At 65.4% G+C, this 26,953-nt stretch carries 26 protein-coding genes; all 26 read left to right on the top strand.

Annotation, left to right across the window (positions count from 1 at the left end):
* Positions 1-12: 12 nt before the first annotated feature.
* On the top strand, positions 13-480 hold the full coding sequence (gene ruvX, locus HMPREF3166_RS02765; protein WP_049049937.1) for a Holliday junction resolvase RuvX: 468 nt from the start codon (positions 13-15) through the stop codon (positions 478-480).
* A gap of 129 nt (positions 481-609) precedes the next feature.
* On the top strand, positions 610-1,764 hold the full coding sequence (gene mltG / locus HMPREF3166_RS02760; RefSeq protein ID WP_241476829.1) for an endolytic transglycosylase MltG: 1,155 nt from the start codon (positions 610-612) through the stop codon (positions 1,762-1,764).
* A 49-nt stretch (positions 1,765-1,813) separates the two neighbouring features.
* A complete protein-coding gene (locus HMPREF3166_RS02755; protein ID WP_070487552.1) occupies positions 1,814-2,698 on the top strand; it encodes a shikimate dehydrogenase in 885 nt (294 codons plus the stop codon).
* A 101-nt stretch (positions 2,699-2,799) separates the two neighbouring features.
* On the top strand, positions 2,800-3,255 hold the full coding sequence (locus tag HMPREF3166_RS02750) for a prepilin peptidase (protein ID WP_049049940.1): 456 nt from the start codon (positions 2,800-2,802) through the stop codon (positions 3,253-3,255).
* A gap of 54 nt (positions 3,256-3,309) precedes the next feature.
* Positions 3,310-4,569 carry a chorismate synthase gene (gene aroC / locus HMPREF3166_RS02745; RefSeq protein WP_141741115.1) on the top strand — a complete coding sequence of 420 codons (1,260 nt, stop codon included), beginning with the start codon at positions 3,310-3,312 and terminating at the stop codon, positions 4,567-4,569.
* Positions 4,566-5,123, top strand: a complete 558-nt coding sequence (locus HMPREF3166_RS02740; protein WP_035003838.1) for a shikimate kinase — start codon at positions 4,566-4,568, stop codon at positions 5,121-5,123. Before aroC ends, HMPREF3166_RS02740 begins: the two co-directional genes overlap by 4 nt.
* Before the next feature lie 57 nt (positions 5,124-5,180).
* Positions 5,181-6,287: a 3-dehydroquinate synthase gene (aroB, locus tag HMPREF3166_RS02735; protein ID WP_070487548.1), complete on the top strand. Its 1,107-nt coding sequence runs from the start codon at positions 5,181-5,183 to the stop codon at positions 6,285-6,287.
* A 46-nt stretch (positions 6,288-6,333) separates the two neighbouring features.
* On the top strand, positions 6,334-6,786 hold the full coding sequence (gene aroQ / locus HMPREF3166_RS02730; RefSeq protein WP_070487546.1) for a type II 3-dehydroquinate dehydratase: 453 nt from the start codon (positions 6,334-6,336) through the stop codon (positions 6,784-6,786).
* 38 nt (positions 6,787-6,824) lie between these two features.
* Positions 6,825-7,901, top strand: coding sequence for a M24 family metallopeptidase (locus HMPREF3166_RS02725; protein WP_070487544.1), 1,077 nt, complete (start codon positions 6,825-6,827; stop codon positions 7,899-7,901).
* A gap of 77 nt (positions 7,902-7,978) precedes the next feature.
* Entirely contained in the window at positions 7,979-8,542 is a 564-nt protein-coding gene (gene efp / locus HMPREF3166_RS02720; RefSeq protein ID WP_034987927.1) for an elongation factor P, read from the top strand.
* A 21-nt stretch (positions 8,543-8,563) separates the two neighbouring features.
* Positions 8,564-9,175, top strand: coding sequence for a transcription antitermination factor NusB (gene nusB, locus HMPREF3166_RS02715; RefSeq protein WP_070487542.1), 612 nt, complete (start codon positions 8,564-8,566; stop codon positions 9,173-9,175).
* A 69-nt stretch (positions 9,176-9,244) separates the two neighbouring features.
* Positions 9,245-9,832: a bifunctional pyr operon transcriptional regulator/uracil phosphoribosyltransferase PyrR gene (gene pyrR / locus HMPREF3166_RS02710; RefSeq protein WP_035010400.1), complete on the top strand. Its 588-nt coding sequence runs from the start codon at positions 9,245-9,247 to the stop codon at positions 9,830-9,832.
* A 3-nt stretch (positions 9,833-9,835) separates the two neighbouring features.
* A complete protein-coding gene (locus HMPREF3166_RS02705) occupies positions 9,836-10,771 on the top strand; it encodes an aspartate carbamoyltransferase catalytic subunit (RefSeq protein ID WP_011273596.1) in 936 nt (311 codons plus the stop codon).
* A gap of 6 nt (positions 10,772-10,777) precedes the next feature.
* Positions 10,778-12,178 (top strand): dihydroorotase, encoded by a 1,401-nt coding sequence (locus HMPREF3166_RS02700; protein WP_371327254.1) that lies wholly within the window; start codon positions 10,778-10,780, stop codon positions 12,176-12,178.
* 67 nt (positions 12,179-12,245) lie between these two features.
* Entirely contained in the window at positions 12,246-13,382 is a 1,137-nt protein-coding gene (gene carA, locus HMPREF3166_RS02695) for a glutamine-hydrolyzing carbamoyl-phosphate synthase small subunit (RefSeq protein WP_070487540.1), read from the top strand.
* A gap of 63 nt (positions 13,383-13,445) precedes the next feature.
* Entirely contained in the window at positions 13,446-16,811 is a 3,366-nt protein-coding gene (gene carB / locus HMPREF3166_RS02690) for a carbamoyl-phosphate synthase large subunit (protein WP_070487538.1), read from the top strand.
* Complete coding sequence (gene pyrF, locus HMPREF3166_RS02685; protein ID WP_035003847.1) at positions 16,808-17,662, top strand: orotidine-5'-phosphate decarboxylase; 855 nt, start codon at positions 16,808-16,810, stop codon at positions 17,660-17,662. The genes carB and pyrF overlap by 4 nt, the downstream gene beginning before the upstream one ends.
* A gap of 291 nt (positions 17,663-17,953) precedes the next feature.
* Positions 17,954-18,274: an integration host factor, actinobacterial type gene (mihF, locus tag HMPREF3166_RS02680; RefSeq protein ID WP_005294871.1), complete on the top strand. Its 321-nt coding sequence runs from the start codon at positions 17,954-17,956 to the stop codon at positions 18,272-18,274.
* A 2-nt stretch (positions 18,275-18,276) separates the two neighbouring features.
* The gene (gmk, locus tag HMPREF3166_RS02675) at positions 18,277-18,843 is read left to right on the top strand and encodes a guanylate kinase (RefSeq protein WP_070487536.1); all 567 of its coding nucleotides are present in this window, start codon (positions 18,277-18,279) and stop codon (positions 18,841-18,843) included.
* Positions 18,844-18,957: 114 nt separating this feature from the next.
* Positions 18,958-19,239, top strand: coding sequence for a DNA-directed RNA polymerase subunit omega (gene rpoZ / locus HMPREF3166_RS02670; protein ID WP_034988049.1), 282 nt, complete (start codon positions 18,958-18,960; stop codon positions 19,237-19,239).
* A gap of 20 nt (positions 19,240-19,259) precedes the next feature.
* Positions 19,260-20,516, top strand: a complete 1,257-nt coding sequence (gene coaBC, locus HMPREF3166_RS02665; RefSeq protein ID WP_070487534.1) for a bifunctional phosphopantothenoylcysteine decarboxylase/phosphopantothenate--cysteine ligase CoaBC — start codon at positions 19,260-19,262, stop codon at positions 20,514-20,516.
* 93 nt (positions 20,517-20,609) lie between these two features.
* The gene (metK, locus tag HMPREF3166_RS02660; protein ID WP_070487533.1) at positions 20,610-21,845 is read left to right on the top strand and encodes a methionine adenosyltransferase; all 1,236 of its coding nucleotides are present in this window, start codon (positions 20,610-20,612) and stop codon (positions 21,843-21,845) included.
* Between the two features lie 12 nt (positions 21,846-21,857).
* Positions 21,858-23,921: a primosomal protein N' gene (locus HMPREF3166_RS02655; protein ID WP_070487531.1), complete on the top strand. Its 2,064-nt coding sequence runs from the start codon at positions 21,858-21,860 to the stop codon at positions 23,919-23,921.
* An 11-nt stretch (positions 23,922-23,932) separates the two neighbouring features.
* Positions 23,933-24,439, top strand: a complete 507-nt coding sequence (gene def, locus HMPREF3166_RS02650; RefSeq protein WP_070487529.1) for a peptide deformylase — start codon at positions 23,933-23,935, stop codon at positions 24,437-24,439.
* Positions 24,436-25,419, top strand: a complete 984-nt coding sequence (fmt, locus tag HMPREF3166_RS02645; RefSeq protein WP_070487528.1) for a methionyl-tRNA formyltransferase — start codon at positions 24,436-24,438, stop codon at positions 25,417-25,419. Before def ends, fmt begins: the two co-directional genes overlap by 4 nt.
* Before the next feature lie 4 nt (positions 25,420-25,423).
* The gene (locus HMPREF3166_RS02640) at positions 25,424-26,953 is read left to right on the top strand and encodes an RsmB/NOP family class I SAM-dependent RNA methyltransferase (RefSeq protein ID WP_070487526.1); all 1,530 of its coding nucleotides are present in this window, start codon (positions 25,424-25,426) and stop codon (positions 26,951-26,953) included.

Raw genomic sequence — 26,953 nt, 5'->3', positions numbered from 1 at the left:
GAGTTTTCGCTGATGCAGACCGAAAAACCAGACCCAGCCACCGACCCGGGCCGCGGCCGGAGGCTCGGCCTCGACGTGGGCACCGTGCGCATTGGGGTGGCGATCTCGGACCCGGACTGCATCCTGGCCACTCCGGTGGAGACCGTCCAGGCCACCGCAGACGACGCGGATGTGCGGCGCGTCGCGGAGATCTGCCGGGAGAATTTCGTGGTGGAGATCGTAGTTGGTCTGCCGGTCGCGCTGCGCGGGAACCATACACAAAGCACCCTTAATGCCGAGGAATTTGCCCGCTTAGTTAAAGAAGAATTGCCGGATATTCCGCTGCGCATGGTGGACGAAAGAATGTCTACGATGGCCGCTACGCATGCGTTTCACGCCTCTGGCGTCAATAGTAAAAAAGGCAGAAAGAAGATCGACCAAGCAGCAGCAGTACATATTCTGCAGGGGTGGTTAGACACGCGGCGGCGCGCGCTTTCCTAAAATTTACCAATTCGTGAGAAAATGACCGGCGACGCTTAACATCGTTGGGCTCAGCTCGTATTTGACGTTATAGAGCAAACTCAAGAGCACACTCAAGACTAAACCCTGTACGAAAGGCCACACGGATCTATGGGATCGACCCGTAACATGCAGCCGAAGTTTAGACGGCGCCGTCAGATGGCGGCCGCGCTGGCTATCGCTCTGGTCGTTCTGTTGGTTGGCACTTGCGCCTACGTCTGGTACCAGCGCGACGTTGTGGCCGTGCGTGATTACGAGGGGGAGGGCAACGGCAACGTCGTCATGGTGCGCGTGAGCCCGGGCGACTCCGTGGATAGCCTGGCCGAACAACTGGTGGAAAAGGACGTGGTGGGCTCCCGCCGCGCCCTGATGTCTGCCGCGGAGCGCAAGGATCCCGAACTGCAGGCGGGCTACTACCCACTGCAAGAGCAGATGTCTGCCGATAAGGCTCTGGAGTGGCTGTCCAGCGATGACCGGCGCCGGGGTGTAGTCGATATTCCCAACGGTCTGACCCTCCAAGACGTCAAGGTGGTCGACGGCGATAACCGCAAGGGCATCTTCACTCTGGTCTCCGAGCAGACCTGCCAGGACGAGCACACCTGTGTGTCTGTCGAAGACCTGCAGAAGGCCGCGGCCCAGACCCCGCCGGAACAACTGGAGATCGCGGACTGGGCTTTGGACAAGGTGAACGCGCGCGGCGATGACCCGAAGCGCATCGAAGGTCTGATTTCCCCGGGTGTGCACCTGTTCGACCCGACCAGTAGTCCGGAGGAGATCCTGAAGTCTCTGCTGAAGACCTCCAAGGAGCAGTACGAGAACACCGGACTGCTGTCTTCTGCAGAGAAGGTGGGCTTAAGCCCCTATGACATGCTGGTGGCGGCTTCCCTGGTGGAGCGCGAGGCTCCGGAGGGCGACTTCGACAAGGTTGCGCGCGTGATCCTGAACCGCCTGGACGTAAACCAAAAGCTCGAGTTTGACTCGACGGTGAACTACGACCTGAGCGAGGTTGAGGTCGCCACCACCGACGAGGATCGTAAGCGCCCGACCCCGTGGAACACTTATGCCAAGGAGGGGCTGCCGGACACCCCGATCTCCTCGCCTGGCCTGCAGGCTCTGCACGCGATCGAGAACCCAGCCGAAGGCGACTGGCTGTACTTCGTTACCGTAGACCGCGACGGCCGCACCGTCTTCAACCGCGACTTTGACGCGCACGAGCGGGCAATCGAGGAATCCCGCCGCAACGGTGTGCTGGATTCGAACCGCTAGAACTTAAGCCAAGATCAAGAGCAAACCTAAGAGCAAAGGGTGAATTAGTATGTCCGCCGCAGGCCACGTGCTGTCGGTAGATGAGTTCCTGGAGACGCCCGGCATGCGCTGCGCGGTGCTGGGCAGCCCGATCGAACACTCGCTGTCCCCGCAACTGCACAACGCCGGATACGGCGCGCTGGGGCTGCAGATGGATTACTACCGCGTGGAGGCGGGGGAAGCGCGCGACATTCGCCGTCTGTTGAGCGAGTCCGGCGATCAGGTCCGCGGCTTCTCCGTGACGATGCCCGGCAAGCAGGCGGCCTTGGAGTTGGCGGATTTGGCGACGAACCGAGCCCAGGAGATCGGCTCCGCCAACACGTTGGTGCCGCAGGGCGATGGCCAATGGCTGGCCGACAATACCGACGTGGACGGTGTGACCCGCTGCCTGGAGCACCTCTACGGCGGAGACACTTCCGCTCTGCAGGACGGTAAAGCGGTGATCGTCGGCAACGGAGGCACTGCCCGCCCGGCCGTTGCAGCACTGGCGGCCGCCGGGGTCACCGAGGTGACGGTGCTGGCTCGCTCCGAACGCGCCTTGAACCTGCAGGCCGTGGTGGAAACCCTGGGCATGGATTTTTCTTGGTCCCGCTTCGAGGAGGCCGACATCGCTGGGATCTGTGCCGATGCCGCCGCCGTGATTTCCACGATCCCAGCCCACGCCGCCGAGGATTTGGCCGAGGGGCTGTGCGCCGCCGCGGGCATCGTGGACGTGATTTACGACCCTTATCCCACGCCGTTGCTTTCTGCGGCTCAGGCAAAGTCGATCCCGCACGCCGACGGTCTGCGCATGTTGGCGGGCCAGGCCGAGGAACAGTTCCGCCTGTTCACGGGCCATCCTGCCCCGGAAGGACTCATGCTAGATACCGTGCTGCGAGCCAAGGGGCAAGCCTAGTTTCTCGCCCCTGTGGATAACTTTCCGCTCTCCACAGGCCGGACTTTCTCGAAGCCGCGCGCACGGGGGCCTGTCCGCGCGCCTGGTTAACCTTCTGAAGCGTGAATGCAACCTCGCTTCTTTCCTGGTGGCCGCTGCTGCCTTTCCTGCCGTGGGCTATCGCCCTTTTTCTTATTGACGCCCGCACCTCCCGCCTGCCGAACTATTTGACCCTTCCCGCGATACCCGCTGCCGGGCTCGTGCCCTTAGCCATACCGGGCGCAAACCACTGGGCTCTACTCGGCGGGGTGGCCTGGTGGGCGGTGGCCTTCGGGCTTCCGCTGCTGCACCCTCGGCTGATGGCGGGTGGCGGGGATGCAAAGCTCGCGCTTACGACGGGAACACTGGCCGCAATTGTCGCTCCGTTGGGCGCCGTGGCCGCGCTGGGATTGAGCGGTGTGATGCACTGCTTCCTTCGCGGAGGGCAAAGAGCAGGCCGCGATAGGGCCAGCCCCCACGGCCCGGCGATGTTGGTGGCGACGGGGGCGGTGGTGGTGGCGTCATTAATCTTCCGTTAATAATCCGGGACGTCATTGAAGCTAAGGCTGCATATGGCCTGTATCATGCTCTTTATGCTTCGTTGGACTACTGCAGGTGAATCGCACGGCCAGGCCCTCATTTCGATGATCGAGAACCTCCCGGCCGGTTTGTCGGTAACTCGGGAAGACGTTTCTTATCAGCTGGCTCGCCGCCGTCTGGGCTACGGCCGCGGAGCTCGCATGAAGTTCGAAGCCGACGAAGTGACCTTCGTCGGCGGCGTGCGCCACGGCAAGACCCTCGGCAGCCCGGTGGCCGTGATGATCGGCAACACCGAGTGGCCGAAGTGGACCACGATCATGTCCGCCGACCCGATCGACGAGTCGGATCCGGAGGTTGCCAAGGAGATGGCCAGCGGTCGCGGTGCGAAGCTGACCCGCCCGCGACCGGGTCACGCCGATTTCTCCGGCATGGTGAAGTACGACCACGATGAGGCGCGCCCGATCCTGGAGCGTTCCTCCGCCCGCGAGACCGCCGCCCGCGTGGCCGCCGGAACTTTTGCCCGCGCGCTGCTGCGCGAGGTGCTGGGCGTGGAGGTCCTCTCGCACGTCATCAGCATCGGCCGCTCGGAGCCCTATGAGGGGCCGAGCCCGGAGTTTTCCGACCTGGAGGGCATCGACGCCTCGCCGGTGCGCGCCTTCGATTCAGCCGCGGAAGAGTCCATGATCGACGAGATCAAGGCCGCCAAGAAGTCCGGCGATACCCTCGGCGGCATCGTCGAGGTCGTTGTTAAGGGCCTGCCGATCGGCCTGGGCTCCCACGTCTCCGGTGACGAGCGACTGGATGCCCAGCTGGCTGCCGCCCTCATGGGCATTCAGGCGATCAAGGGTGTGGAGATCGGCGATGGCTTCGAGGAGGCCCGCCGCCGTGGCTCGGAGGCGCACGACGAGATGGAGGCGACTGCAGGCGGTGGCGTACACCGCCTGAGCAACCGTGCCGGTGGCCTGGAAGGCGGCATGACCAACGGCGAGGAGTTGCGCGTCCGCGCCGCCATGAAGCCGATCAGCACAGTCCCGCGCGCGCTGAAGACAGTGGATATGGCCACTGGCGAGGCCGCTACGGGCATCCACCAGCGCTCCGACGTGTGCGCTGTGCCGGCTGCCGGTGTGGTGGCCGAGACCATGGTCGCCCTGGTGCTGGCCCGCGCCGTGCTGAAGAAGTTCGGCGGAGACTCCGTAGAGGAGACTAAGCGCAACGTGCAGTCCTACCTGGAGTACGTAGATACCCGCCTCGACTGGTCCGCTGCGGCCAGCGACGTGGCCGACGGGGAAGTGGCGGACGGAGAAATCCGATGAGCCCCCGCGCAGTGCTGGTGGGGCTGCCGGGCTCCGGCAAGACAACCATCGGTAAGCGCCTGGCCAACGCCCTAAACCTGCAGCTCGTGGACACCGACCACATGCTCGAGGAGAAGCTCGGCAAGACCTGCAACCAGATCATGGGCGAGCTCGGGGAGCCGGGTTTTCGCGAACAAGAGGCCATCGTGGTGTCTGAAGCCCTGCAGACCGACGGAATCGTCTCCCTCGGCGGCGGGGCAGTGGTGACCGAAAGCACCCGGAACCTGCTCGCCGACCACACGGTGGTGTACCTCAACGTCTCCATCGACGAGGGGGTGCGACGCACCTCCGGCTCGAACACCAGGCCGCTGCTGAACGTCGCCGACCCGCGGAGCAAGTACGCACAGCTCTTTGCGCAGCGCTCTGCGTACTACGAGGAAGTCTCCAACTTCATGGTGCGCTGCGACGGCAAGGAGCCGCGCCGCGTGGTCACCGACATCCTGATGTTCATCGAAGAGGTGCGCCTGGAGCGCCTCAACGACCGCGATGCTTCCCACCCAACCCGGACCCTTTAGTCCGGGTCCAATATTCCGGCCCCGTAATCAGAACTCACATAAGGATCCTCTCCAACCATGACCAACGCACAGTCCGCAGACTTTCAGCAGCAGCGCATCAAGGTGGCCTCCCAGTCGCCCTACGAGGTGGTCATCGACCGGGGCATCGACTTCGCCACCGAGGAGATCCTGAAGGCCGCGGGAGCCACTGCCAACTACCTGATCATTCACCAGCCCGCACTCGCAGACCGCGCCAACGAGCTGTCCAAACGGCTGACCGCAGCTGGGTTCGCCGCGCACACCCACCAGATCGAGGACGCCGAGTCGGCGAAGACGGCCCAGTCCGCCGCCGAGTGCTGGGATGTTTGCGCGCAAGTTGGCCTGACCCGCGCCGATACCATCATCGGCCTGGGCGGCGGCGCCGCCACGGACCTGGCCGGCTTCATCGCCGCCACCTGGATGCGCGGAATCAAGGTCGTGCACTATCCCACCACCTTGCTAGCCATGGTGGATGCCGCCGTCGGCGGCAAGACCGGCATCAACACCCCCGCAGGTAAGAACCTGGTGGGCGCTTTCCACGAGCCCAGCGCGGTCATCGTTGACCTGGAGGTTCTGGAGACCCTGCCGGAGGCCGAGATGGTCGCTGGCTCGGCGGAGATCGTCAAGGCCGGCTTCATTGCGGACACGGGAATCCTGGACATCTACGAGGCCGACCCGCAGGCCGCACTGGATCCGCACGGCAGCCTGCCGGAGCTGATCGCCCGAGCCATCCAGGTGAAGGCCGACGTGGTGGCGGTGGATCTGAAGGAATCCAGCCTGCGCGAGATTCTCAACTACGGCCACACCTACGGCCACGCGGTCGAGCACCACGAGGACTACCGCTGGCGCCACGGCCAGGCGGTTGCCGTGGGCATGATCTTCGAGGCGGAGCTGGCCAAGGCGGCTGGGTTGCTGAGCGAGGCAGACGTTCGGCGTCACCGCGACATCCTAAACTCGGTAGGCTTGGCGACCAGCTACGACGGCGCCGAGCTCGACGAGCTGCTGGCGGCGATGGGGCGCGACAAGAAGAACAAGGGCGGCAAGATTCGCTTCGTGGTGCTCGAGCAGATCGGCAAGCCCACCCGCCTGGAAGGGCCCAGCGAGGAGCTGCTGCGCGCGGCCTACGCCGCTAGCGTGGAAGCTTAAAAGGGTCGACAGCCAACTAGAGACAACCAACTAGGAGGAGACAGCGATGAATGCAGCACAGCCGCAGGCGCCGAAGGTGTGCGTGATCAACGGCCCGAACCTCAACCGGCTGGGAAAGCGCCAGCCTGAGGTCTACGGCACCACCACGCTGGCCGACGTAGAGGATCTGCTGGCCCGCGAGGCGGCCTCCCTGGGCATCGAGGTCGACTTCTTCCAGTCCAACCACGAGGGCGAGCTGTTGGATCGCGTGCACCGCGCTGCCGACGAGGGCGCCGCGGTAATCATCAACCCCGGCGGCTTTACCCACACATCCGTCGCGCTGCGCGACGCGCTGGCGGAGATCGCCGACGGCGCGGGCTTCGTGGAGGTGCACATCTCGAACGTGCACGCGCGCGAGGAGTTCCGCCACCACAGCTACCTAAGCCCCCTGGCCAGCGGAGTGATCGCCGGCCTGGGCATCTACGGATACGTCGCCGCCCTGCGGTTCTTCGCACAGTAGTCACCGCTAGTTACTGTTGAAGGGAAGTTGGAGAGTTCATGTCTGAAAAATTTTTTGACGCCTACCGCACCCGCCGCAACAAGGCCACCGCAAAGATCCAGGATTCCGAGTACGCAGCCTTGCTGATCAGCGACTTGAAGAATGTCCGCTACCTGACCGGCTTTTCTGGATCGAACGCGCTATTGGTGGTCCGCGAGGACGGCCAGCACCTGCTGCTGACGGACGGGCGCTACGATACGCAGATCCGCGTCGAGACCGGCGAGCCGGAAGACATCTCCATCGAAATCGGCGGCAAGCTGTTCGACCGCGCGGCCGAGTTTGCGGGAGAGGACTTCGCCGTAGAACCCAGCCTGGGCTACGGCCAGGCCCGGGCGTTGGGGAACCCGCCGGTGCTGGAATCGGTGGTGGAGGATCTGCGCCTGGTCAAGGACGAGCTCGAGGTCGAGGCTCTGGCCGCCGCCGGCGAGCTGGCCGATAGCGTGTGGCGCTCCTTCATCGAGGACGACGGCATCCGCGAGGGCATCACGGAGATCCAGGCGGCGGCCGAGTTGGAGTTTCAGCTGCGCACCGCTGGAGCCGACGGGCTGAGTTTCGACACGATCCTGGCCAGCGGCTTGAACGCCACCAAGCCGCACGCGGGAGTCTCCCGCGACAGAATCGTTCCCGGCCTGGTGACCGTGGACTTCGGGGTGTATCTGGACGGCTACGCCTCCGACCAGACCCGCACGGTCTGCGTGGGCGAGCCCGACGAGCTGTCCCGCGAACTCTACGACGTGGTCTACCGCGCCCAGAAGGCCGGTGAGGCGATCCTGGCCCCGGGTGTGGCGCTGCGTAACGTGGACGCAGCCTGCCGCGACGTCATTACTGAGGCCGGATATGGGGACTTCTTCGTGCACTCCACGGGACACGGCGTGGGGCTCGACGTGCATGAGGCCCCGCGGGCAGCAGCGGGCGTCAATCCCGAAGAAGAGCTAGTAGAAGGCATGACGGTAACGGTCGAGCCGGGCATCTACATCCCCGGCAAGACGGGCCTGCGCATCGAGAACACGTACGTAATCACCAACGATGGGGCGCGTAGCTTCAACGCCTCGCCGACGGAACTCATCGTCGTTTAGGTTTGGCCGGCTGCTAGACTGTAGCAGCCAAAAATTTTTTAATACTCGCAATCGCAATCTCAATAAGGAGACCATTCGTGGCAACCACCGCTGACTTCAAGAACGGCCTTGTCCTCAAGGTTGATGGCAAGCTGCAGCAGATCGTCGAATTCCAGCACGTCAAGCCGGGCAAGGGCCCCGCTTTCGTGCGCACGAAGCTCAAGGATGTCGTCTCCGGCAAGACCATCGACAAGACCTGGAATGCAGGCGTGAAGGTGGAGACCGCTACCGTTGACCGCCGCGACATGACCTACCTGTACAACGACGGCACCAGCTTCGTTCTGATGGACGAGAAGACCTACGACCAGATCGAGCTGGCCCCGCACCTGATGGGCGAGGGCGCGAAGTTCCTGCTGGAGAACACCAGCGTCCAGGTTTCCTTCCACGAGGGCGAGCCGCTGTTCGCTGAGCTGCCGGTATCCGTGGAGCTGAAGATCGAGCACACCGACCCGGGCCTGCAGGGCGACCGCTCCACCGGCGGCTCCAAGCCCGCCACCCTGGAGACCGGCGCCGAGATTCAGGTGCCGCTGTTCCTCGAGACCGGCAACGTCGTTAAGGTAGACACCCGCACCGGCGAGTACCTGTCCCGCGTAAACAACTAAGGCAGCGACTGTTTTTCACCCATGACTGAGGAACACACAGCTGGAAGCAACGCAGCTAACGCAGCTAAGGCGGCTAAGGCCGCTTCCTTCAAGCGCCACGGCTCGCGCTACAAGGCGCGCCGTCGCGCCGTAGACATCCTGTTCGAGGCCGAGTTCCGTGACATCGACCCGGTGGAGATCGTCGAGGAGCGCATCTCGCTGGCCAAGGATTCCGCGAACCAGGTCAAGCCCGTGCCGGAGTACACCCAGCAGATCGTGCCCGGCGTGGCGACGAACCTGGACGCACTCGACGAGGCCATTGCGCTGCACCTGTCCAGCGATTGGCGGCTGGATCGCCTTCCCGCCGTCGACCGCGCGGTGCTGCGGGTGGCGGCGTGGGAGCTGAAGTTCAACGACGACGTGCCGCCGCAGGTTGCCGTGGTTGAGGGAGTGGAGCTGGCCAGCGAGTACTCCCACGACAAGGCGCCCAGCTACATCCACGCGGTGCTGGACGGCATCAATAAGGAACTGCAACTGCAGGCGGACATGAAGATCGCCGACGCGGCCGCCGCTCAGAGGGCCGAGCAGGCAGAGCGCACCGACGACCTGGACGGGCTGCTCGACGGGGTCGTCAAAGAATCCGGCGAAGCGTGATAGACTTCTAGTCGTCAAAAGTAGACATCCTTTAACGGACCGCACAGAGAGGCGGGAAAGGAGGTCACGATGAACTCGACGGCTGGGGAAGCTGGCGTCACCTTACTCGACGCGGATCAAGTTTCCCGTACTGTCGCGCGCATCGCGCACCAGATTATTGAAAAGACGGCGCTGGATGGGGAAGACTCCCGGCGCGTAGTTCTACTCGGCATTCCATCGGGGGGAGTGCCGCTTGCGGCCCGCCTGGCCGAGAAGATTCAGCACTTCACGGGGGTAGAGGTGTTCCAGGGTTCCCTGGACATCACCCTGTACCGCGACGACCTGCGCAACACCACCCACCGCGCGCTGAAACCCACCAAGGTTCCCGCGGAGGGGATTGATGACGCCATCGTCGTCCTGGTCGACGACGTCCTCTACAGTGGCCGTTCCATCCGTGCGGCACTCGATGCCCTCACGGACATCGGCCGGCCGTATGCCGTGCAGGTGGCGGTGCTGATCGATCGCGGTCACCGCAAGCTGCCGATCCGCGCGGACTACGTGGGCAAGAACATTCCGACCGCCGCCGACGAGGACGTGACGGTGAACCTCGCGGAGCTGGACGGGGTAGACAACGTGGTTCTGACCCGCAGGCCAGGCACTGGGGAAGGGAGCAACTAAGCCATGAAGCACCTGATTAGCATTGCCGATCTGAACAAGTCCGAGATCTTAGGCCTGATGGACGAGGCCGACCGCTTCGCCGAGGCCCTCGAAGGCCGCGAGATGAAGAAGCTGCCCACGCTGCGCGGCCGCACAATCTTCACCCTGTTCTACGAAAACTCCACTCGTACGCGCTCCTCTTTCGAGACCGCGGGCAAGTGGATGAGCGCGGACGTCATCAACATATCCGCCTCCAGCTCGTCGGTGAAGAAGGGCGAGTCCCTGCGCGATACCGCTCTGACTCTGAAGGCCGTGGGAGCCGACGCGATCATCATGCGCCACCCGTCCTCCGGCGCGGCTCGGCAGGTGGCCGGTTGGCTAGACGATACGGCCATCATCAACGCAGGTGACGGTTCCAACCAGCACCCCACCCAGGCTCTTTTGGACGCCACCACGATGCGCAACCGCATCGGGGAGATTAGCGGCAAGAAGGTAGTGATTGTCGGGGATATCCTGCACTCCCGCGTGGCCCGCTCGAATGCGCAGCTGCTCACGACCCTCGGAGCGGAGGTGGTGTTCGTGGCACCCCCGACGCTGGTGCCGCTGGGTATTGAGCACTGGGGTGCGGAACCGGACAGCGTGCGCGTGAGCTACGACTTCGACAGCGAGATCGCCGATGCAGACGTGGTGATGATGCTGCGTGTGCAGGCCGAGCGCATGCACGGCGGCTTCTTCCCCTCGCACCGCGAGTACGCCACCCGCTACGGCCTTTCCCAGGCCCGCGCGGAGCGTATGAAGGAAGGCGCCATCATCATGCACCCGGGCCCGATGCTGCGCGGCATGGAGATCAACTACGACGTTGCGGACGCCCCGCAGACCGTGGTGCTGAACCAGGTCACCGCGGGCGTGCACGTGCGCATGGCGGTGCTGTTCACCCTGCTAGTCGGAGAAGAGGGCTAGGCGCACATGGCACAGACGGATAAGAAGACTTTCGATAAAGGAGCTTTGACGATGACCTCCGAGTACCCGGCCACCGGCGAGCTGGCGGGCCACCCCACCGGCGCCGAGAACGCAGTGCTGCTGCGTGGCGTTTTGCTCTACGGCGAGGGGGAGAAACAGGACGTGCTGATCCAGGACGGCGTGATCGCCGAGATCGGCGCTGACCTGGCCGACTCGGCTCCACAGGGCGCGGAGGTGCTGGACCTGGAAGGCCAGGTGCTGCTGCCGGGGCTGGTGGACATGCACGTTCACCTGCGCGAGCCGGGCCGCGAGGATACCGAGACCATTGCCACCGGCTCCGCGGCCGCCGCCCAGGGCGGCTTCACGGCTGTGTTCACCATGGCGAACACGGCACCGGTCACCGACAACCCCGCCATCGCGGAGATGGTGTGGTTCAAGGGCCAGAACACGAACCTGTGCGACGTGCACCCGGTCGGCTCGATCTCCAAGGGGCTGGAGGGCAAGGAGCTCACGGAATTCGGCATGATGGCCGATTCCGATGCGAAGGTGCGCATGTTCTCCGACGACGGCAAGTGCGTCGACGACCCCCGCCTTATGCGCCGCGCCATCGAATACTCCAAGGGCATGGACGTGCTGCTGGCTCAGCACTGTGAGGAGCCCCGCCTGACGGAGGGCGCCGTGGCCCACGAGGGCGAGACCGCCGCCCGCCTGGGGCTGGGTGGCTGGCCGCGCGTGGCCGAGGAATCCATCGTCGCCCGCGATGCCATCATGGCCCGCGACTACGGTGGCCGCCTGCACATCTGCCACGCCTCCACCGAGGGAACTGTGGAGCTCCTGCGCTGGGCTAAGGATCAGGACATTCCGCTCTCCGCGGAAGTCACCCCGCACCACCTGCTTCTCACCGACGCGCGGCTGGAGACCTACGACGGCGTGAACCGCGTGAACCCGCCGCTGCGCGAGCAGCGCGACGTGGAGGCCCTACGCGCCGCCCTGATCGACGGCACCGTCGACTGCGTGGCCACCGACCACGCCCCGCACGGCTCCGAGGACAAGTGCTGCGAGTTCGACCAGGCACGCCCCGGCATGCTGGGCATCGAGACCTCGCTGGCGCTGATCGCCAAGATCTTCGTCATCGACGGCGACGAGGACTGGCGCTTCGTCGCCAAGGTCATGTCCGAGCGCCCGGCGGAGATCACCAAGCTGCCCGGCCACGGACGCCCGATCGCGGTAGGGGAGCCGGCGAACCTGTGCGCGGTGGACCTGAACCAGAAGTGGACGGCGCACGGAAAGGACATGGCCTCCAAGGCCAACAACACCCCGTACGAGGGAATGGAAATGCCGGTCAAGGTGACCACCACGCTGTTGCGAGGCAAGGTGACCTGCAAGAACGGCTCAGCGGTGAAGTAAGCACCCACGAGTGGGCGTCACTAAAAAGAACCAAACACAACAGCTAAGAGTTAAGGAAACAAGCACAATGAGCTACACGCCAGCAGCACTGGTTCTCGCCGACGGAAAGATCTTCCGCGGCCGCGCATTCGGCGCGACGGGCCGCACCCTGGGCGAGGCGGTGTTCACCACCGCCATGACCGGCTACCAGGAGACCATGACCGACCCCTCCTACCACCGTCAGATCGTGGTGGCGACGGCCCCGCAGATCGGCAACACGGGTTGGAACGACGAGGATTCCGAGTCCCGCGGCGACAAGATCTGGGTCGCCGGCCTGGTTATCCGAGACCTGTCCCGCTCCGTGAGCAACTGGCGCGCCGACCGCAGCCTGACCGACGAGATGGAAGCCCAGGGAATCATTGGCATCCAGAACGTCGACACCCGTGCGATCGTGCGCCACCTGCGCGACAAGGGCTCCGTCGCGGCAGGCATTTTTAGCGGTGACGCCCTCACCTCCGACGAGGATATGCTCAGCCAGGTGCAGGCCCAGCCCTCCATGGCGGGTGCGGATCTTTCCGCCGACGTCAGCACCGACGAGCTGTACGTGGTGGAGCCGGAAGGGGAGACCAAGCACACCGTCATCGCCTACGACATGGGTATTAAGACGAACACCCCGCGCGAGTTCTCCAAGCGCGGCGTGCGCAGCGTGGTCGTGCCTTCCAACACCACCTTCGAGGAGGTGCAGAAGCTGATGGCCGAGTACAACGCCACCGGCGTGTTCATCTCGAACGGCCCGGGCGACCCGGCGACGGCCGACGCGACGGTGGAGGAGCTGAGGAAGATCCTGGAGGCCAAGATTCCTTTCTTCGGCATCTGCTTCGGCAACCAGCTGCTCGGCCGTGCGCTGGGCATGGAGACCTACAAGCTGAAGTTCGGCCACCGTGGCACCAACGTGCCGGTCCTGGATCACCAGACCGGCCGGATCGACATCACCGCGCAGAACCACGGCTTCGCCCTGAAGGGCAAGGCGCTGGAGAAGTTCGACACCCCGTTCGGCGAGGCGCAGGTGACGCACACCTGCCTGAACGACGACGTGGTCGAGGGCGTGGCACTGCTGGACGGCAGCGCATTCTCCGTCCAATACCACCCGGAATCGGCAGCCGGCCCGCACGACGCAAACCCGCTGTTCGATAAGTTCTTCGCGAATCTCGAGAAGAACAGCTAACGCAACAGAGCAAAGCAACAGAGCCAAGCAAAAGCTAGTAACACCGAATTAAAGGGAAAACCAATGCCACGTCGCGAAGACATCAACCACGTACTCGTCATCGGCTCCGGCCCGATCGTCATCGGCCAGGCCTGCGAGTTCGACTACTCCGGTACTCAGGCCTGCCGAGTCCTGAAGGAAGAGGGCCTGCGCGTTACGCTGATCAACTCCAACCCGGCGACCATCATGACCGACCCGGAGTTTGCCGATAACACCTACATCGAACCGATCGCCCCGAAGTACATCGAGAAGATCTTCCAGGAGCAGCAGGCCGCCGGCCACAAGGTCGACGCGGTCCTGGCGACTCTAGGCGGCCAGACCGCGCTGAACGCTGCGATCCAGCTGGATCGCCTGGGCATCCTCGACAAGTACGGCGTGGAGCTGATCGGCGCGGACATCGACGCCATCGAGCGCGGTGAGGACCGCCAGAAGTTCAAGGACATCGTGGCGAAGATCGGCGGCGATTCCGCCCGCTCCCGCGTGTGCCACAACATGGACGAGGTTCACGAGACGGTCGCCGAGCTGGGCCTGCCAGTCGTCGTGCGCCCGTCGTTCACCATGGGTGGCCTGGGTTCCGGCCTGGCCTTCAACGAGAAGGACCTGGAGCGCATCGCCGGCGGTGGCCTGGCTGCCTCCCCGGAGGCCAACGTTCTGATCGAGGAGTCCATCCTCGGTTGGAAGGAGTTCGAGCTAGAGCTGATGCGCGACGGCAAGGATAACGTCGTGATCGTCTGCTCCATTGAGAACGTGGACGCGCTGGGCGTGCACACCGGCGACTCCATGACCGTCGCCCCGAGCATGACCCTGACCGACCGCGAGTACCAGGTGATGCGCGACCAGGGCATCGCCATCCTGCGCGAAGTCGGCGTGGATACCGGCGGCTGTAACATCCAGTTCGCCGTGAACCCGAAGGACGGGCGCATCATCACCATCGAGATGAACCCGCGCGTGTCCCGTTCTTCGGCCCTAGCCTCCAAGGCCACCGGCTTCCCGATCGCGAAGCTGGCCGCCAAGCTGGCCATCGGCTACACCTTGGACGAGGTCCGCAACGACATCACCGAGGTCACTCCAGCAGCCTTCGAGCCGACCCTGGACTACGTGATCGTCAAGGCCCCGCGTTTTGCCTTCGAGAAGTTCCCCGGTGCCGACGACACGCTGACCACCACCATGAAGTCCGTCGGCGAGGCCATGGCCGTCGGCCGCAACTACATCACGGGCCTGAACAAAGTCATGCGTTCCCTGGAAACCAAGCAGGCCGGCTTCTGGACGGTCCCGGACGAGGAGTTCGCCGGCGAACGCGCCACCGACAAGCAGGCCGTGCTGGAGGACCTGAAGCGCCCGACCGAGGGCCGCATGTACGACGTGGAGCTGGCCCTGCGCCTCGGCGCCACCGTCGAGGAGGTCTACGCGGCCTCCGGCATTGACCCCTGGTTCCTGCACGAGCTCGCCGGTCTGGTGGAGTTCCGCAGCCGTCTTATTGACGCCCCAGTCTTGGACGTCGACCTTCTCCGCGAGGCGAAGTACATGGGTCTGTCGGATAAGCAGATTGCAGCGCTGCGTCCGGAGCTGGCGGGCGAGGACGGCGTGCGCGCTCTGCGCTGGGCCCAGGGCATCCGCCCGGTCTTCAAGACCGTGGACACCTGCGCTGCCGAGTTCGAGGCGAAGACCCCGTACCACTACAGCTCCTACGAGCTGGATCCGGCCGCCGAGTCCGAGGTTGCCCCGCAGCCGGACAAGAAGAAGGTGCTGATCCTGGGCTCCGGCCCGAACCGCATTGGCCAGGGCATCGAGTTCGACTACTCCTGCGTGCACGCCGCCCTGGAGCTGTCTCGCGTGGGCTATGAGACCGTCATGGTCAACTGCAACCCGGAGACCGTCTCCACGGACTACGACACCGCCGACCGCCTGTACTTCGAGCCGCTGACCTTCGAGGACGTCATGGAGGTCTACCACGCAGAAGCCGAGTCCGGCGAGATCGCAGGCGTGATCGTGCAGCTGGGTGGCCAGACTCCGCTGGGTCTGGCGCAGCGTCTGGCGGACGCTGGCGTGCCGGTTGTTGGCACCTCCCCGGAGGCCATCAACCTGGCCGAGGATCGTGGCGAATTCGGCAAGGTGCTGGAGCAGGCCGCCCTGCCGGCGCCGGAGTTCGGCACCGCCACCAGCGTCGAGGAGGCACACGACGTGGCCGCCCGCATCGGCTTCCCGGTGCTGGTTCGCCCGTCCTACGTGCTGGGCGGACGTGGCATGGAGATCGTCTACGACGACGAGAGCCTGTCCAACTACATCCAGCGCGCCACTGAGATCACCAACGACCACCCGGTTCTGGTGGACCGCTTCCTGGACTCCGCAATCGAGATCGACGTGGATGCACTGTGCGACGGCGAGCACGTGTACCTGGCCGGCGTGATGGAGCACATCGAGGAGGCCGGCATCCACTCCGGCGACTCCGCCTGTGCGATCCCGCCGATGACCCTGGGCGCGGAGGACATCGACAAGGTGCGCAAGGCCACCGCCAAGCTGGCTCACGGCATCGGCGTGAAGGGTCTGATGAATGTTCAGTTCGCACTGAAGGACGACATCCTCTACGTCATCGAGGCCAACCCGCGCGCCTCCCGTACCGTGCCCTTCGTCTCTAAGGCCACGGGCGTGCAGCTGTCCAAGGCCGCCGCGCGCATCATGCTGGGCACCAGCATCCCGGACTTGATCGAGGAGGGCATCCTGCCGCACGACCGCGACGGCGGCTCCCTGCCGCAGGGCCACCCGATCGCTGTGAAGGAGGCCGTTATGCCCTTCAACCGCTTCCGCAGCCCGGAGGGCCACGTGCTGGACTCCCTGCTGAGCCCGGAGATGAAGTCCACCGGTGAGGTCATGGGCCTGGACGACGACTTCGGCACCGCCTTCGCAAAGTCCCAGGAAGCCACCGGCGACCTGCCGACCGAGGGCACCGTCTTCGTCTCAGTAGCCAACCGCGATAAGCGCACTTTGATCCTGCCTATCCAGCGCCTGTACTCGCTGGGCTTTAAGATCCTGGCCACCCAGGGCACCGCCGCCATGCTGCGCCGCAACGGCGTGGAGTGCGAGGTTGTGGCAAAGATTTCCGACGAGCGCCGCGCCGCCGCGGAGAACACCCCGCTGGTTGATACCAACGGCGAGCCACTGCGCACCGTGGGCGACTGGATCAAGGACGGCGACGTCGACCTGATCCTGAACACGCCGGCTGGCTCCGCCGGGGCTCGTCACGATGGCTACGACATCCGCTCCGCTGCGGTGAACATGGGTGTGCCGTGCGTGACCACCGTCCAGGGCGCCGTTGCAGCCGTGCAGGGCATCGAAGCTCTGCAGGGCGCCGAGCCGACCGTGCGCGCCATTCAGGAGGTCGATCACTCGTGACCGCGAGTGCGAGTTCGGTAGGCCGCCCAACCTTCGGCGAGCGGTTCCTGGAGCGTTCCCAGGACCACGGGCAGCTCTGTGTGGGCATGGATCCGCACGTGGGCATCCTGGAGGACTGGGGCTTAAAGGCCGACGTGGCCGGACTGGAGGCCTTCAGCAAGACCTGCGTGGAGGCCTTCGCGGACGTCGCCTGTGTGGTCAAGCCCCAGGTGGCCTTCTACGAGCAGTTCGGCTCGGCCGGCTTGACCGTGCTGGAGCGATCGATCGCGGAGCTGCGGAAGGCCGGAGTGTTGGTTATTGCCGACGCCAAACGGGGCGACATTGGCTCGACCATGGCCGGGTACGCACGGGCGTGGTTGGATCCGGAATCTCCGCTGTGCAGCGACGCTGTGACCGTATCCCCGTGGTTGGGCTTCGACTCCCTGCGCCCTGTTATCGACTTGGGTGAGCAGCACGGCAGAGGTGTGATCGTCCTGGCCGCCACATCTAACCCGGAGGCGCGGGGTCTGCAACGCTCCTACTTCGACGGCACAGACACGAACTTGGCCCAGTACATTGTGGACCGCGTGGCCGCGGAAAACTCCCAGCATCCTGGGGCTGGCAACCTCGGCGTAGTAGTCGGCGCGACTCTGGCGGAGCCGCCGCGCTTGGACGAGGTGGGCGGCATGGTTCTGATGCCGGGAGTCGGCGCCCAGGGAGGCACCATGGACGATGTGCGACGTATCGCCGGGGGAGACCAGACGGCGTCACTAGTATCGCCCAACGTTTCCCGCGGCGTACTGCGCGCAGGGCCTGTGGTTGCGGATCTGCGAAACGCAGTGGCCGAGCAGGCGGCAACTCTACGGCTCTAGCAGGGGCTTTTGCTGTTCTTCATGGATTCAGGTGTTACACTGTTACTCATTGTTTGAAACCTGGTCGCGTGGCGCCACGCCTGCACATATAGGCGGTTCGGGCGAAGCGTGTACAGTAGTCGAGAACATGAATCCGAAAAATGAATCTCGGTGTGTCAGCTTGGCATTTTCCACCGAGAGGATTTAATATCCAGCGTTGCTTGGAATACCGTTTGGTCTCTACAGCATGCTGGTTATGGACCAGAAAAACTTTCCATCCTTTAAGACGAGAAAAATTTAACGGAGGCACCCGTGGCACTTCCCCAGTTGACCGATGAGCAGCGCGCAGCAGCGCTGAAGAAGGCAGCCGAGGCACGCAAGGCACGCGCAGAACTGCGCGAGAAGCTGAAGCGTGGCGGCACCGACCTGAAGCAGGTCCTGAAGGACGCCGAGACCGACGAGACCCTGGGCAAGATGAAGGTTTCCGCCCTGCTGGTTTCCCTGCCGAAGGTTGGCAAGGTGAAGGCCAAGGAGATCATGGAGCAGCTGGAGATCGCTGAGACCCGTCGCATCCGCGGCCTGGGCGACCGTCAGCGCCGCGCCCTGCTGGAGCACTTCGGTTTCGAGGAATAGTCTTGAGCCAGGACCTGAATAGCGGACGGATCGTCGTACTGGCGGGCCCTTCTGCGGTGGGTAAGTCCACCGTCGTGCGGCGCCTACGCACAGACGTTCCGAACCTGTTTTTCAGTGTGTCCATGACGACCCGCGACCCGCGACCTGGCGAAGTCGATGGCGAGGACTACATCTACGTCACCCGCGAACAGTTCGAACAGAACATTGCGGCAGACAAGATGCTCGAATGGGCGGAGATCCACGGAGGCCTACAGCTTTCCGGCACGCCGCGCGAACCCATCGAAAAGGCGCTGGCTGAATCCCGTCCGGTACTCGTCGAGGTAGACCTCGAGGGCGCGCGCAACGTCAAGAAGATGCTGCCCCAGGTGCAGACCGTCTTCCTGGCTCCGCCGTCGTGGGAGGTGCTGGTTGACCGTCTGACCGGTCGCGGAACCGAGACGCAGGACGTCATAGAGCGCCGCCTGCAGACCGCGAAGGTCGAGATGGCCTCGCAGTCCGAGTTTGATCACGTGGTTGTGAACGACGACGTGGATCGGGCAGTGGCGGCCATCAGCGAGATCCTTCGCTAATTGGACGCTTAGGACACGGCAGGCACAGAAGCTCCAGCGGCGCACTCTTTCAGTCCCACGCTTTGAAGAACTAAATAAATAATCAAACAACCCACCAAAGAAAAGGTGAATACCGTGGAAAACCAGGACGTGAATGCGAACGATAGCGTGTTCGATCCTCCTGTTGGCATCACCAATCCACCGATCGACGAGCTGCTGACGAAGGTCTCCTCTAAGTACGCCTTGGTCATCTTCGCTGCCAAGCGCGCACGTCAGATCAACGACTACTTCCAGACGGTCGACGAGGGCGTCTTCGAGTTCGTCGGGCCTCTGGTGACCCCAGACGTCCACGAGAAGCCGCTGTCCATCGCCCTGCGCGAGATTAACCGGGATCTGTTGGAACACACCGAGGGTTAAACCAGCTAGGCTGATTCGTTGTGAACGTTGCATCAGCTGAATTGAACACCAAGCCGCTCCGCGTCGTCATCGGCGTAGGGGGCGGCATTGCTGCGTATAAGGCCGCCCACTTGGTTCGCTACTTCACCGAGCGCGGCCACCAGGTGCGGGTGATCCCCACCCGCTCTGCGCTGAACTTCGTGGGTGCCGCCACCTTCGAGGCTCTCTCGGGCCAGCCGGTGGCCACCGATGTTTTTGACGCCGTGGACGAGGTGCAGCACGTCCGCCTGGGGCAGGAGGCCGATCTCATCGTCGTGGCCCCGGCCACTGCAGACCTGATGGCCCGGATCGCCCATGGGCGTGCCGACGATCTGCTTACAGCTAGCTGCCTGGTTGCCACGTGCCCCGTGGTGCTGGCTCCGGCGATGCACACCGAGATGTGGCTGAACCCGGCGACCGTGGACAACGTGGCCACGCTGCGCCGCCACGGCCTGACGGTGCTGGATCCCGCGCACGGGCGGCTCACGGGCAAAGATACCGGCGCCGGGCGGTTGCCGGAGCCGGAGCAGATCGGCGAGCTGGCGCTCACCGTCCTAGCAGACCGCGAGGCCTTCACCCGCGACCTGGAGGGCAAGAAGGTCGTCATCAGTGCCGGTGGTACGCACGAGCCCCTGGATCCCGTTCGCTACCTCGGCAACGCATCCTCCGGCCGCCAGGGCTACGCGCTAGCGGAGGTTGCCGCCCAGCGCGGCGCCGAGGTCACCCTTGTTGCGGGTGTGACCGAGAACCTGCCCACTCCCATCGGCGCTGAGGTAGTGCGGGTGAAGACCGCCCGCGAGATGCAGCAGGCCGTCATGGAGCACGCGCCTACCGCCGACGTCGTGGTCATGGCCGCGGCCGTTGCCGACTACCGTCCCGCAGAGGTGGCAGGCTCAAAGATGAAGAAGGGCTCGGAGGCCGACCTGTCGACCATTCAGCTGACCGAGAACCCGGACATCCTCGCGGGCGTGGTTGAGGCGCGCAGGCAGGGAGACGTGGCGTCCACAACAAAGATCGTGGGCTTCGCGGCAGAAACCGGCGACGATAACAGCACCCCGCTCGACTTCGCCCGCAAGAAGCTCGAGAAGAAGGGCTGCGACCTGCTGATGTGCAACGCAGTGGGCGACGGCAAGGTCTTCGGACAGCCGGATAGCTCGGGCTGGATCCTGCGCCCGGACGGTGAGGTCACCGAGGTGCCGCAAGGGCCCAAGACCGGGGTCGCTGCCGCTATCTGGAAGGCCGTGTGCGAGACTCTCTAGGCAGCTACGTGACAAATACAGACAGCTTAGTCTAGTATGTGTCCATCGACTTAAAAGTCTTCAGTAATTCAAACGTATAAAAGGAAAATCCACGTGTCTTTGCGCCTGTTTAGTAGCGAGTCCGTCACCGAAGGGCACCCCGACAAGATCTGCGACGCGATCTCCGACAAGATCCTCGACGCGCTGATTGCCAAGGACCCCGAGGCGCGCGTGGCCGTTGAGACCGTCGTGACCACCGGCCTGGTGCACGTCGTCGGCGAAATCCGCACCACCACCTACGTAGAGATCCCCGCGCTGGTGCGCAAGACCCTGCTGGAGATCGGCTTCAACAGCTCCGACATGGGCTTCGACGGCTCCACCTGTGGTGTTAGCGTGGCCATCGGCGAGCAGTCCCAGGAGATCGCCCAGGGTGTCGATACCGCCCTCGAGCACCGCTCGCACGACGCGGAAGGCGGCACCGAGCTGGACGAGATCGACCGCCTCGGCGCCGGCGACCAGGGCCTGATGTTCGGCTACGCCACCAACGAGACCCCGGAGTACATGCCGCTGCCGATCGCGCTGGCACACCGCCTGTCCCGCCGCCTGACGGAGGTGCGCAAGAAGGGCATCGTCCCGCACCTGCGCCCCGACGGCAAGACCCAGGTGACCTTCGCCTACGACGCGGAAGGCGCCCCGGTGCGTCTGGATACCGTCGTGGTCTCCACACAGCACGACGCAGGCATCGAGCAGGAGTGGCTGCACGAGCAGATCCGCACCCACGTTGTCCAGTACGTACTGGACGAGGCGGGCCTCAGCGGCAACCTGGCGGACACCGACTACACGCTGCTGGTGAACCCCTCCGGCTCCTTCGTGCTGGGCGGCCCGATGGGCGATGCCGGCCTGACCGGCCGCAAGATCATCGTCGACACCTATGGCGGTATGGCTCGCCACGGTGGCGGCGCGTTCTCCGGCAAGGACCCGAGCAAGGTGGACCGCTCCGGCGCCTACGCCATGCGCTGGGTTGCCAAGAACATCGTCGCCGCCGGACTGGCCGACCGCGCCGAGGTTCAGGTGGCCTACGCCATCGGCCGCGCGACCCCGGTGGGCCTGTACGTGGAGACCTTCGGCACCGAGAAGGCACCGGTCGAGGCCATCCAGGATGCCGTTCGCCAGGTGTTCGACCTGCGCCCGGCCGCGATCCTGCAGGAGCTGGACCTGAAGCGCCCGATCTACGCCCAGACCAGTGCTTACGGCCACTTTGGCCGCACCGACCTGGACTTGCCGTGGGAGCGCACCGACCGCGTGGAAGCGCTACAGAAGGCCGTCGCCGCCGCCCAGCAGTCCCAGTAGGTTTAAAGCACCGTGGACCAGCCCGTCGCCCGCGTACTGCCGATGCTCGGCGTGCCACACCTCGACCGGCTTTTCGACTACGCGGTGCCCGCAGACATGGACGCGCATGCCCAGCCGGGTGTGCGCGTCCGCGTTCGTTTCTCCGGCCGGTTGGTCGATGCGTTCGTCATCGAGCGCCGCCGCCGAAGCGACCACCCCGGCGAGCTGCGCCAGCTGGAGCGCGTGATCAGCCCCATCCAGGTGCTACCGAAGCCCCTGTGGGAGCTCGTGAACACGCTCGCCGAGCGCTACGCTGGCGTGCGTTCGGACATTCTGCGCTCCGTCGTGCCCTCCCGCCACGCCTCGGCGGAAAACGCGGGGTTGTTTGCCGACGGTGCGGCCTGGGAGGACCTCGGAGCCAAGCTGCAGTCTGTCGAACAGGCCGCCACCGATTCTTACGCCGCCGCCGAGGAGGCTTTGGCGCCCTACACTCACGGCGCGGCGTACCTGTCGGCGCTCGTCGAGGGCAAGGCTGCGCGTGCTTGTTTATTGACGCCCCCAGGCCGCGACATCTCCACCCTCATCGCGGCCATCACCGCCGCCGTGGCCTGGAATACGCAGGGGAGCGTGCTGGTGGTGGCTCCCAACCAACGTCTGGTGGATCGACTGGTGGCGGGGTTGAAGGAGCACATGAACCCCGCACAGGTGATGGAACTGACGGCACAGGTGGGACCGAATGCGCGCTATCGCCGCTACCTTTCGGTGCTCGCGGGCCAGGCGCGCGTGGTGGTGGGCACGCGCTCTGCGGCACTGCTGCCCGTCGTCGCACCCCGCCTGATGGTGCTGGTGGGCGAGGCCGACGACAACCTGGTGGACCCGCGCGCCCCGTACATCCACGCGCGGGAGGCGCTGGCGTTGCACGCGCAGCGCACCGGAGCGGGGCTGCTGATCGTCGGGGTGCACCGCTCGGCCGAGGTGCAGCAGTGGGTGGATAGCGGGCTAGTGTATCCGCTGCTGCCCACGCGGGAGGTACTGCACGATGCCATGCCGTGGATCCGCGGCATGGGGGAGACCGACAGCGCGACAGAGCGGGAGCTCCACGCGCCCGGGGCGCGCATCCCCTCCATGGGCTTCGAGGCGCTACGCGAGTGCGTGGATAACGGCGTGCCCGCGTTGGTGCAGGTTCCGCGGCGGGGATACGCACCCGCGCTGGCGTGTGCGAAATGCCGCACGCCCGCCCGCTGCCGGCACTGCAACGGCCCTTTGGAGTTGCCCACGAGTGCTGAGGCCGCCCCGCCGCGCTGCCGCTGGTGCGGGCTGACCGCCGGGCTATTTACTTGTTCCGCCTGCGGCAACCACAGCGTACGGCTGTCCGTAATCGGCCACGACCGGACGGTGGAGGAGCTGGGGCGGGCATTCCCCGGAGTGCCGATCATCGCCAGCGGCGGCAAACACGTGGTGGATAGCGTGCGGCTGCGCAAGAGCATCGTCGTGGCCACGCCTGGGGCGGAACCCACCGTCGAGGGCGGCCTGTACGGCGCGGCGATCCTGGTGGATCCGTGGATCCTGCTGGGAAGGCAGGACCTCCGTGCCGCGGAGACTGCGCTGCGCCACTGGATGGAGGCTGCCGCCCTCGTCGCCCCACGGAGCCAGGGCGGCAAGGTGGTCTTCGCCGGGGCAGCGAACCTGCCGACGGCTCAGCAACTGATCCGCTGGGATCCCGTCGGATCTGCGCGCGCGGAGCTGGCGCACCGGGCCGAAGCCGCCTTCCCGCCTGCCTTTAGCGTGGCCGCCATCGACGGCACCACTTCTGCCATCGAAGCGCTCGAGGCGGCGTGGGAGTTACCGGAAGGTGCGGAGACCCTGGGACCAGTGGAGCTGCCTCCCGGCGTGCGCCTGCCCGCGGGCATCGATTCCCACGATCCACAGGCCAGAAAGTCCGCGCGCCGGCTGCTGGTGCGCGTGCCCGCCGAGCAGCGGATTGCGCTTGGCCAGGCCCTGCGCAGCGCCCAATCGGTGCGGACCATCCATCGGGGCTCACGGGCGGCCCAACCGGAGGCCTTGCGGGTTGTCATGGATCCCGTGCGCATCGGTTAGGGTTAGTAACCATGACCGTGCTTAACATGCGCTACTTCGGGGACCCGGTTCTCAAGACCGTGGCGGACCCCGTCAAGCCAGAACAGATCCAGGATGCCGGAACCCGGCGGCTGGTCGAGGACATGCTGGAGACCATGGATCACTACGGGGGAGTGGGCCTGGCCGCCAACCAGATCGGCATCACCCGTCGCATCTTCGTTTTCGACTGCGACGGCGACCGTGGCCACGTGATCAACCCCACCTGGGAGGCCGTGGGCGAGGAGATCCAGACCGGCGGCGAGGGCTGCCTTTCCATCCCCGACGTCCACGGGGACGTCACCCGCGCCCAGCGCGTGCGCCTGCGCGGGGTGACCGTCGACGGCGAGCAGGTGGACCGCGAGGTTACGGACCTTATGGCTCGATGCGTGCAGCACGAAGCCGACCACCTGGACGGCGTTCTGTTCATTCAGCACCTCTCGGCTGAGCAGCGCCGCGAGGCAATGAAGCAGATCCGCGAATCGGAGTGGTTTAAGCAGTGAAGATCGTCTTTGCCGGAACCCCGGAGCCAGCCGCCGTGGCCCTCGAGCACCTCATCGCCGATGAGCGCATCGAGGTCGTTGCGGTGGTTACCCAACCGGACGCCAAGCGGGGGCGTGGCCGTAGCCTGCGCCCATCGAAGGTCGCGGAGGTCGCTGAGGAGGCCGCCATCCCGACCTACAAGTGGCCGAGCCTCAAGGCCGGAACTGAATCTGGTGACGAGGCCCGGGCCGTTTTGAGCGACCTCGCAGCGCAGGGGGTAACCGCATCCGCCGTCGTAGCCTACGGAAACCTGATCCCCAAGGACATCCTCGACGTCTTTGAGCACGGCTGGGTGAACCTGCACTACTCGCTGCTCCCACGCTGGCGCGGCGCCGCGCCCGTGCAGGCCGCCCTGGCGGCGGGCGACGAGACCACCGGCGCCTCCATCTTCCGCATCGAGGAAGGCCTGGACACCGGCCCCGTCGCCGCCCAGCTGACACGGACGATCGGCCTAGAGGACACCGCCGACGACCTGCTGGCCAGCCTGACCTACGCCGGCCGCGAACTGCTGGCCGATACGCTCGTCGCCATGGACGAAGGCACGGCCGAGCTTTCCCCGCAGGACGACGCGCAGGCCACCCACGCACCGAAGATTCACCCCTCGGACGCGCAGATCGACTGGTCCCAACCTGCCGAGGTAATCCAGCGCGTTGCCCGCGCCCACACCCCGGCACCCGGTGCGTGGACTTTGCTGGACGGCCAGCGATACAAGATCGGCATGCTGCTGCCCGGTAGCACAGAAGAGGTCACTGGGCTTGGCGTCGGCGAAGTGGTGGCGTCACCAAAGAAGGTTTTCGTCGGCACCGGCACCGACCCACTAGAGATCACCCGCATCCAGCCGCCGGGCAAGAAGATGATGGAAGCCGCGGCGTGGGCGCGCGGGCAGCAAGAACTGCTGGCTGGCCGCCCGACGTTCAGCGCGCGGGAAACGGGGGAGTAAGGCCATGGGAGGCTTCAGATCTCGTTCCGAATCCGCCCGCAGCGGCGAGGGACAGCGCAAGAAGGCGACGGGCTACCAGCAGCGCCGCCCCGAGCACAAGCAGCGAAAGAGCAGGTCGCGCGGCTCCGGCGACAAGGTGCGCGACGTGGTTTTCTGCGTGCTGCGCGATGTAACGGTGGACGGTGCCTTCGGCAACCTCGCGCTACCTAAGGCGCTGCGGGAGGCGGGCATCAAGGGTCGTGACGCCGCATTTGCGACCGAGCTAACCTATGGCACGCTGCGGGCGCGGGGGTTGCTCGACGCGATCATCGAAGACGCGGCCGGGCGCAAGATCGAGAAGATCGACTCCGTGGCCCTGGATGCTCTGAGGCTGGGCGCCTACCAGATCCTGCGCACGCGGGTGGAAAACCACGCCGCGGTGAACACCTCGGTGGAGTTGGTGAAGGCCTTCGGAGCAGGCCAGGCCTCCGGGTTCGTCAATGGCGTGCTGCGCGCGCTGACGCGCAAGAAGCCGGAGACGTGGATCGAGCGCGTAGCTCCCAGCGACAGCCTGGCCGACCTAGCTCTGCGCAACGCGCACCCCGAGTGGATCGCCGAGGTCTTCGCGGAAGCGCTGGGCGTGGATCCCGCGACTGATGCCGGCCGCGCCGAGCTCGAGGGCGCCCTGGCGGCCGACGACGCCCGCCCGATCGTGCACCTGGCCGCCCGCCCCGGACAGATCAGCGGCGAGGAACTGGCGCTGATCACCGGCGGCACGGAGGGCAAGTTCTCTCCCTATGCGGTGTACCTGGACGAGGGCGCCCCCGGCGAAATCGCCCCTGTACGCGAGGGGATGGCCAGCGTGCAGGACGAAGGCTCCCAGCTGATCGGCCTGGCGACCACGCGCGTTCCCGTCGCCGACAACCTGCCCGCCCGTTGGCTGGACCTGTGCGCCGGCCCCGGCGGCAAGACCGCATTCATCGCCTCGGTGGCCATGTCGGAGCAGGCCACCGTGGATGCAATCGAGATCGCAGACCACCGCGCCAAGCTGATTGAGCAGACGACCCGCGACCTGCCCGTGCGCGTGCACGTCGGCGACGGCCGGAAGCTGGAGGCCATCGGCGGCCTGAATGCCCCGGAGGGCGGCTTTGCGCGCGTGCTCATCGACGCGCCGTGCTCCGGACTGGGCGCGCTGCGCCGCCGCCCGGAGGCCCGCTGGACCAAGGATCCGCAGGACATCGCCCCGCTGGTCACGCTGCAGCGAGAGCTGCTGGTCAGCGGCCTTGCAGCCACCGCCCCCGGCGGCGTGGTGATCTACTCCACCTGCTCGCCGCACCCCAAGGAAACCTCGGAGGTCGTCCGCTCCGTCGCCGCCCGCACGGGCGCGGAGATCCTGGATGTCACCGAGTTTCTACCCGAACTGGCAGAGACGAACACCGCCCAGACCGCACCGTTCGTGCAGCTCTGGCCACACATCCACGGCACGGACGCGATGTTCTTCGCCGCCCTGCGCCCCGCCAGCACAAACACGAGCACAAGCACTAGCCAAGAGTGA

Source organism: Corynebacterium sp. HMSC08A12 (assembly GCF_001807485.1).
Taxonomy (GTDB): Bacteria; Actinomycetota; Actinomycetes; order Mycobacteriales; family Mycobacteriaceae; genus Corynebacterium; species Corynebacterium evansiae.
This window is presented reverse-complemented; position numbering and strand designations above follow the sequence as displayed.

Coding starts and splice junctions, on each gene's coding strand:
- ruvX (WP_049049937.1), top strand. CDS start 13: ATGCAGACCGAAAAACCAGACCCAGCCACCGACCCGGGCCGCGGCCGG.
- mltG (WP_241476829.1), top strand. CDS start 610: ATGGGATCGACCCGTAACATGCAGCCGAAGTTTAGACGGCGCCGTCAG.
- HMPREF3166_RS02755 (WP_070487552.1), top strand. CDS start 1,814: ATGTCCGCCGCAGGCCACGTGCTGTCGGTAGATGAGTTCCTGGAGACG.
- aroC (WP_141741115.1), top strand. CDS start 3,310: ATGCTTCGTTGGACTACTGCAGGTGAATCGCACGGCCAGGCCCTCATT.
- HMPREF3166_RS02740 (WP_035003838.1), top strand. CDS start 4,566: ATGAGCCCCCGCGCAGTGCTGGTGGGGCTGCCGGGCTCCGGCAAGACA.
- aroB (WP_070487548.1), top strand. CDS start 5,181: ATGACCAACGCACAGTCCGCAGACTTTCAGCAGCAGCGCATCAAGGTG.
- aroQ (WP_070487546.1), top strand. CDS start 6,334: ATGAATGCAGCACAGCCGCAGGCGCCGAAGGTGTGCGTGATCAACGGC.
- HMPREF3166_RS02725 (WP_070487544.1), top strand. CDS start 6,825: ATGTCTGAAAAATTTTTTGACGCCTACCGCACCCGCCGCAACAAGGCC.
- nusB (WP_070487542.1), top strand. CDS start 8,564: ATGACTGAGGAACACACAGCTGGAAGCAACGCAGCTAACGCAGCTAAG.
- pyrR (WP_035010400.1), top strand. CDS start 9,245: ATGAACTCGACGGCTGGGGAAGCTGGCGTCACCTTACTCGACGCGGAT.
- HMPREF3166_RS02705 (WP_011273596.1), top strand. CDS start 9,836: ATGAAGCACCTGATTAGCATTGCCGATCTGAACAAGTCCGAGATCTTA.
- HMPREF3166_RS02700 (WP_371327254.1), top strand. CDS start 10,778: ATGGCACAGACGGATAAGAAGACTTTCGATAAAGGAGCTTTGACGATG.
- carA (WP_070487540.1), top strand. CDS start 12,246: ATGAGCTACACGCCAGCAGCACTGGTTCTCGCCGACGGAAAGATCTTC.
- carB (WP_070487538.1), top strand. CDS start 13,446: ATGCCACGTCGCGAAGACATCAACCACGTACTCGTCATCGGCTCCGGC.
- def (WP_070487529.1), top strand. CDS start 23,933: ATGACCGTGCTTAACATGCGCTACTTCGGGGACCCGGTTCTCAAGACC.
- HMPREF3166_RS02640 (WP_070487526.1), top strand. CDS start 25,424: ATGGGAGGCTTCAGATCTCGTTCCGAATCCGCCCGCAGCGGCGAGGGA.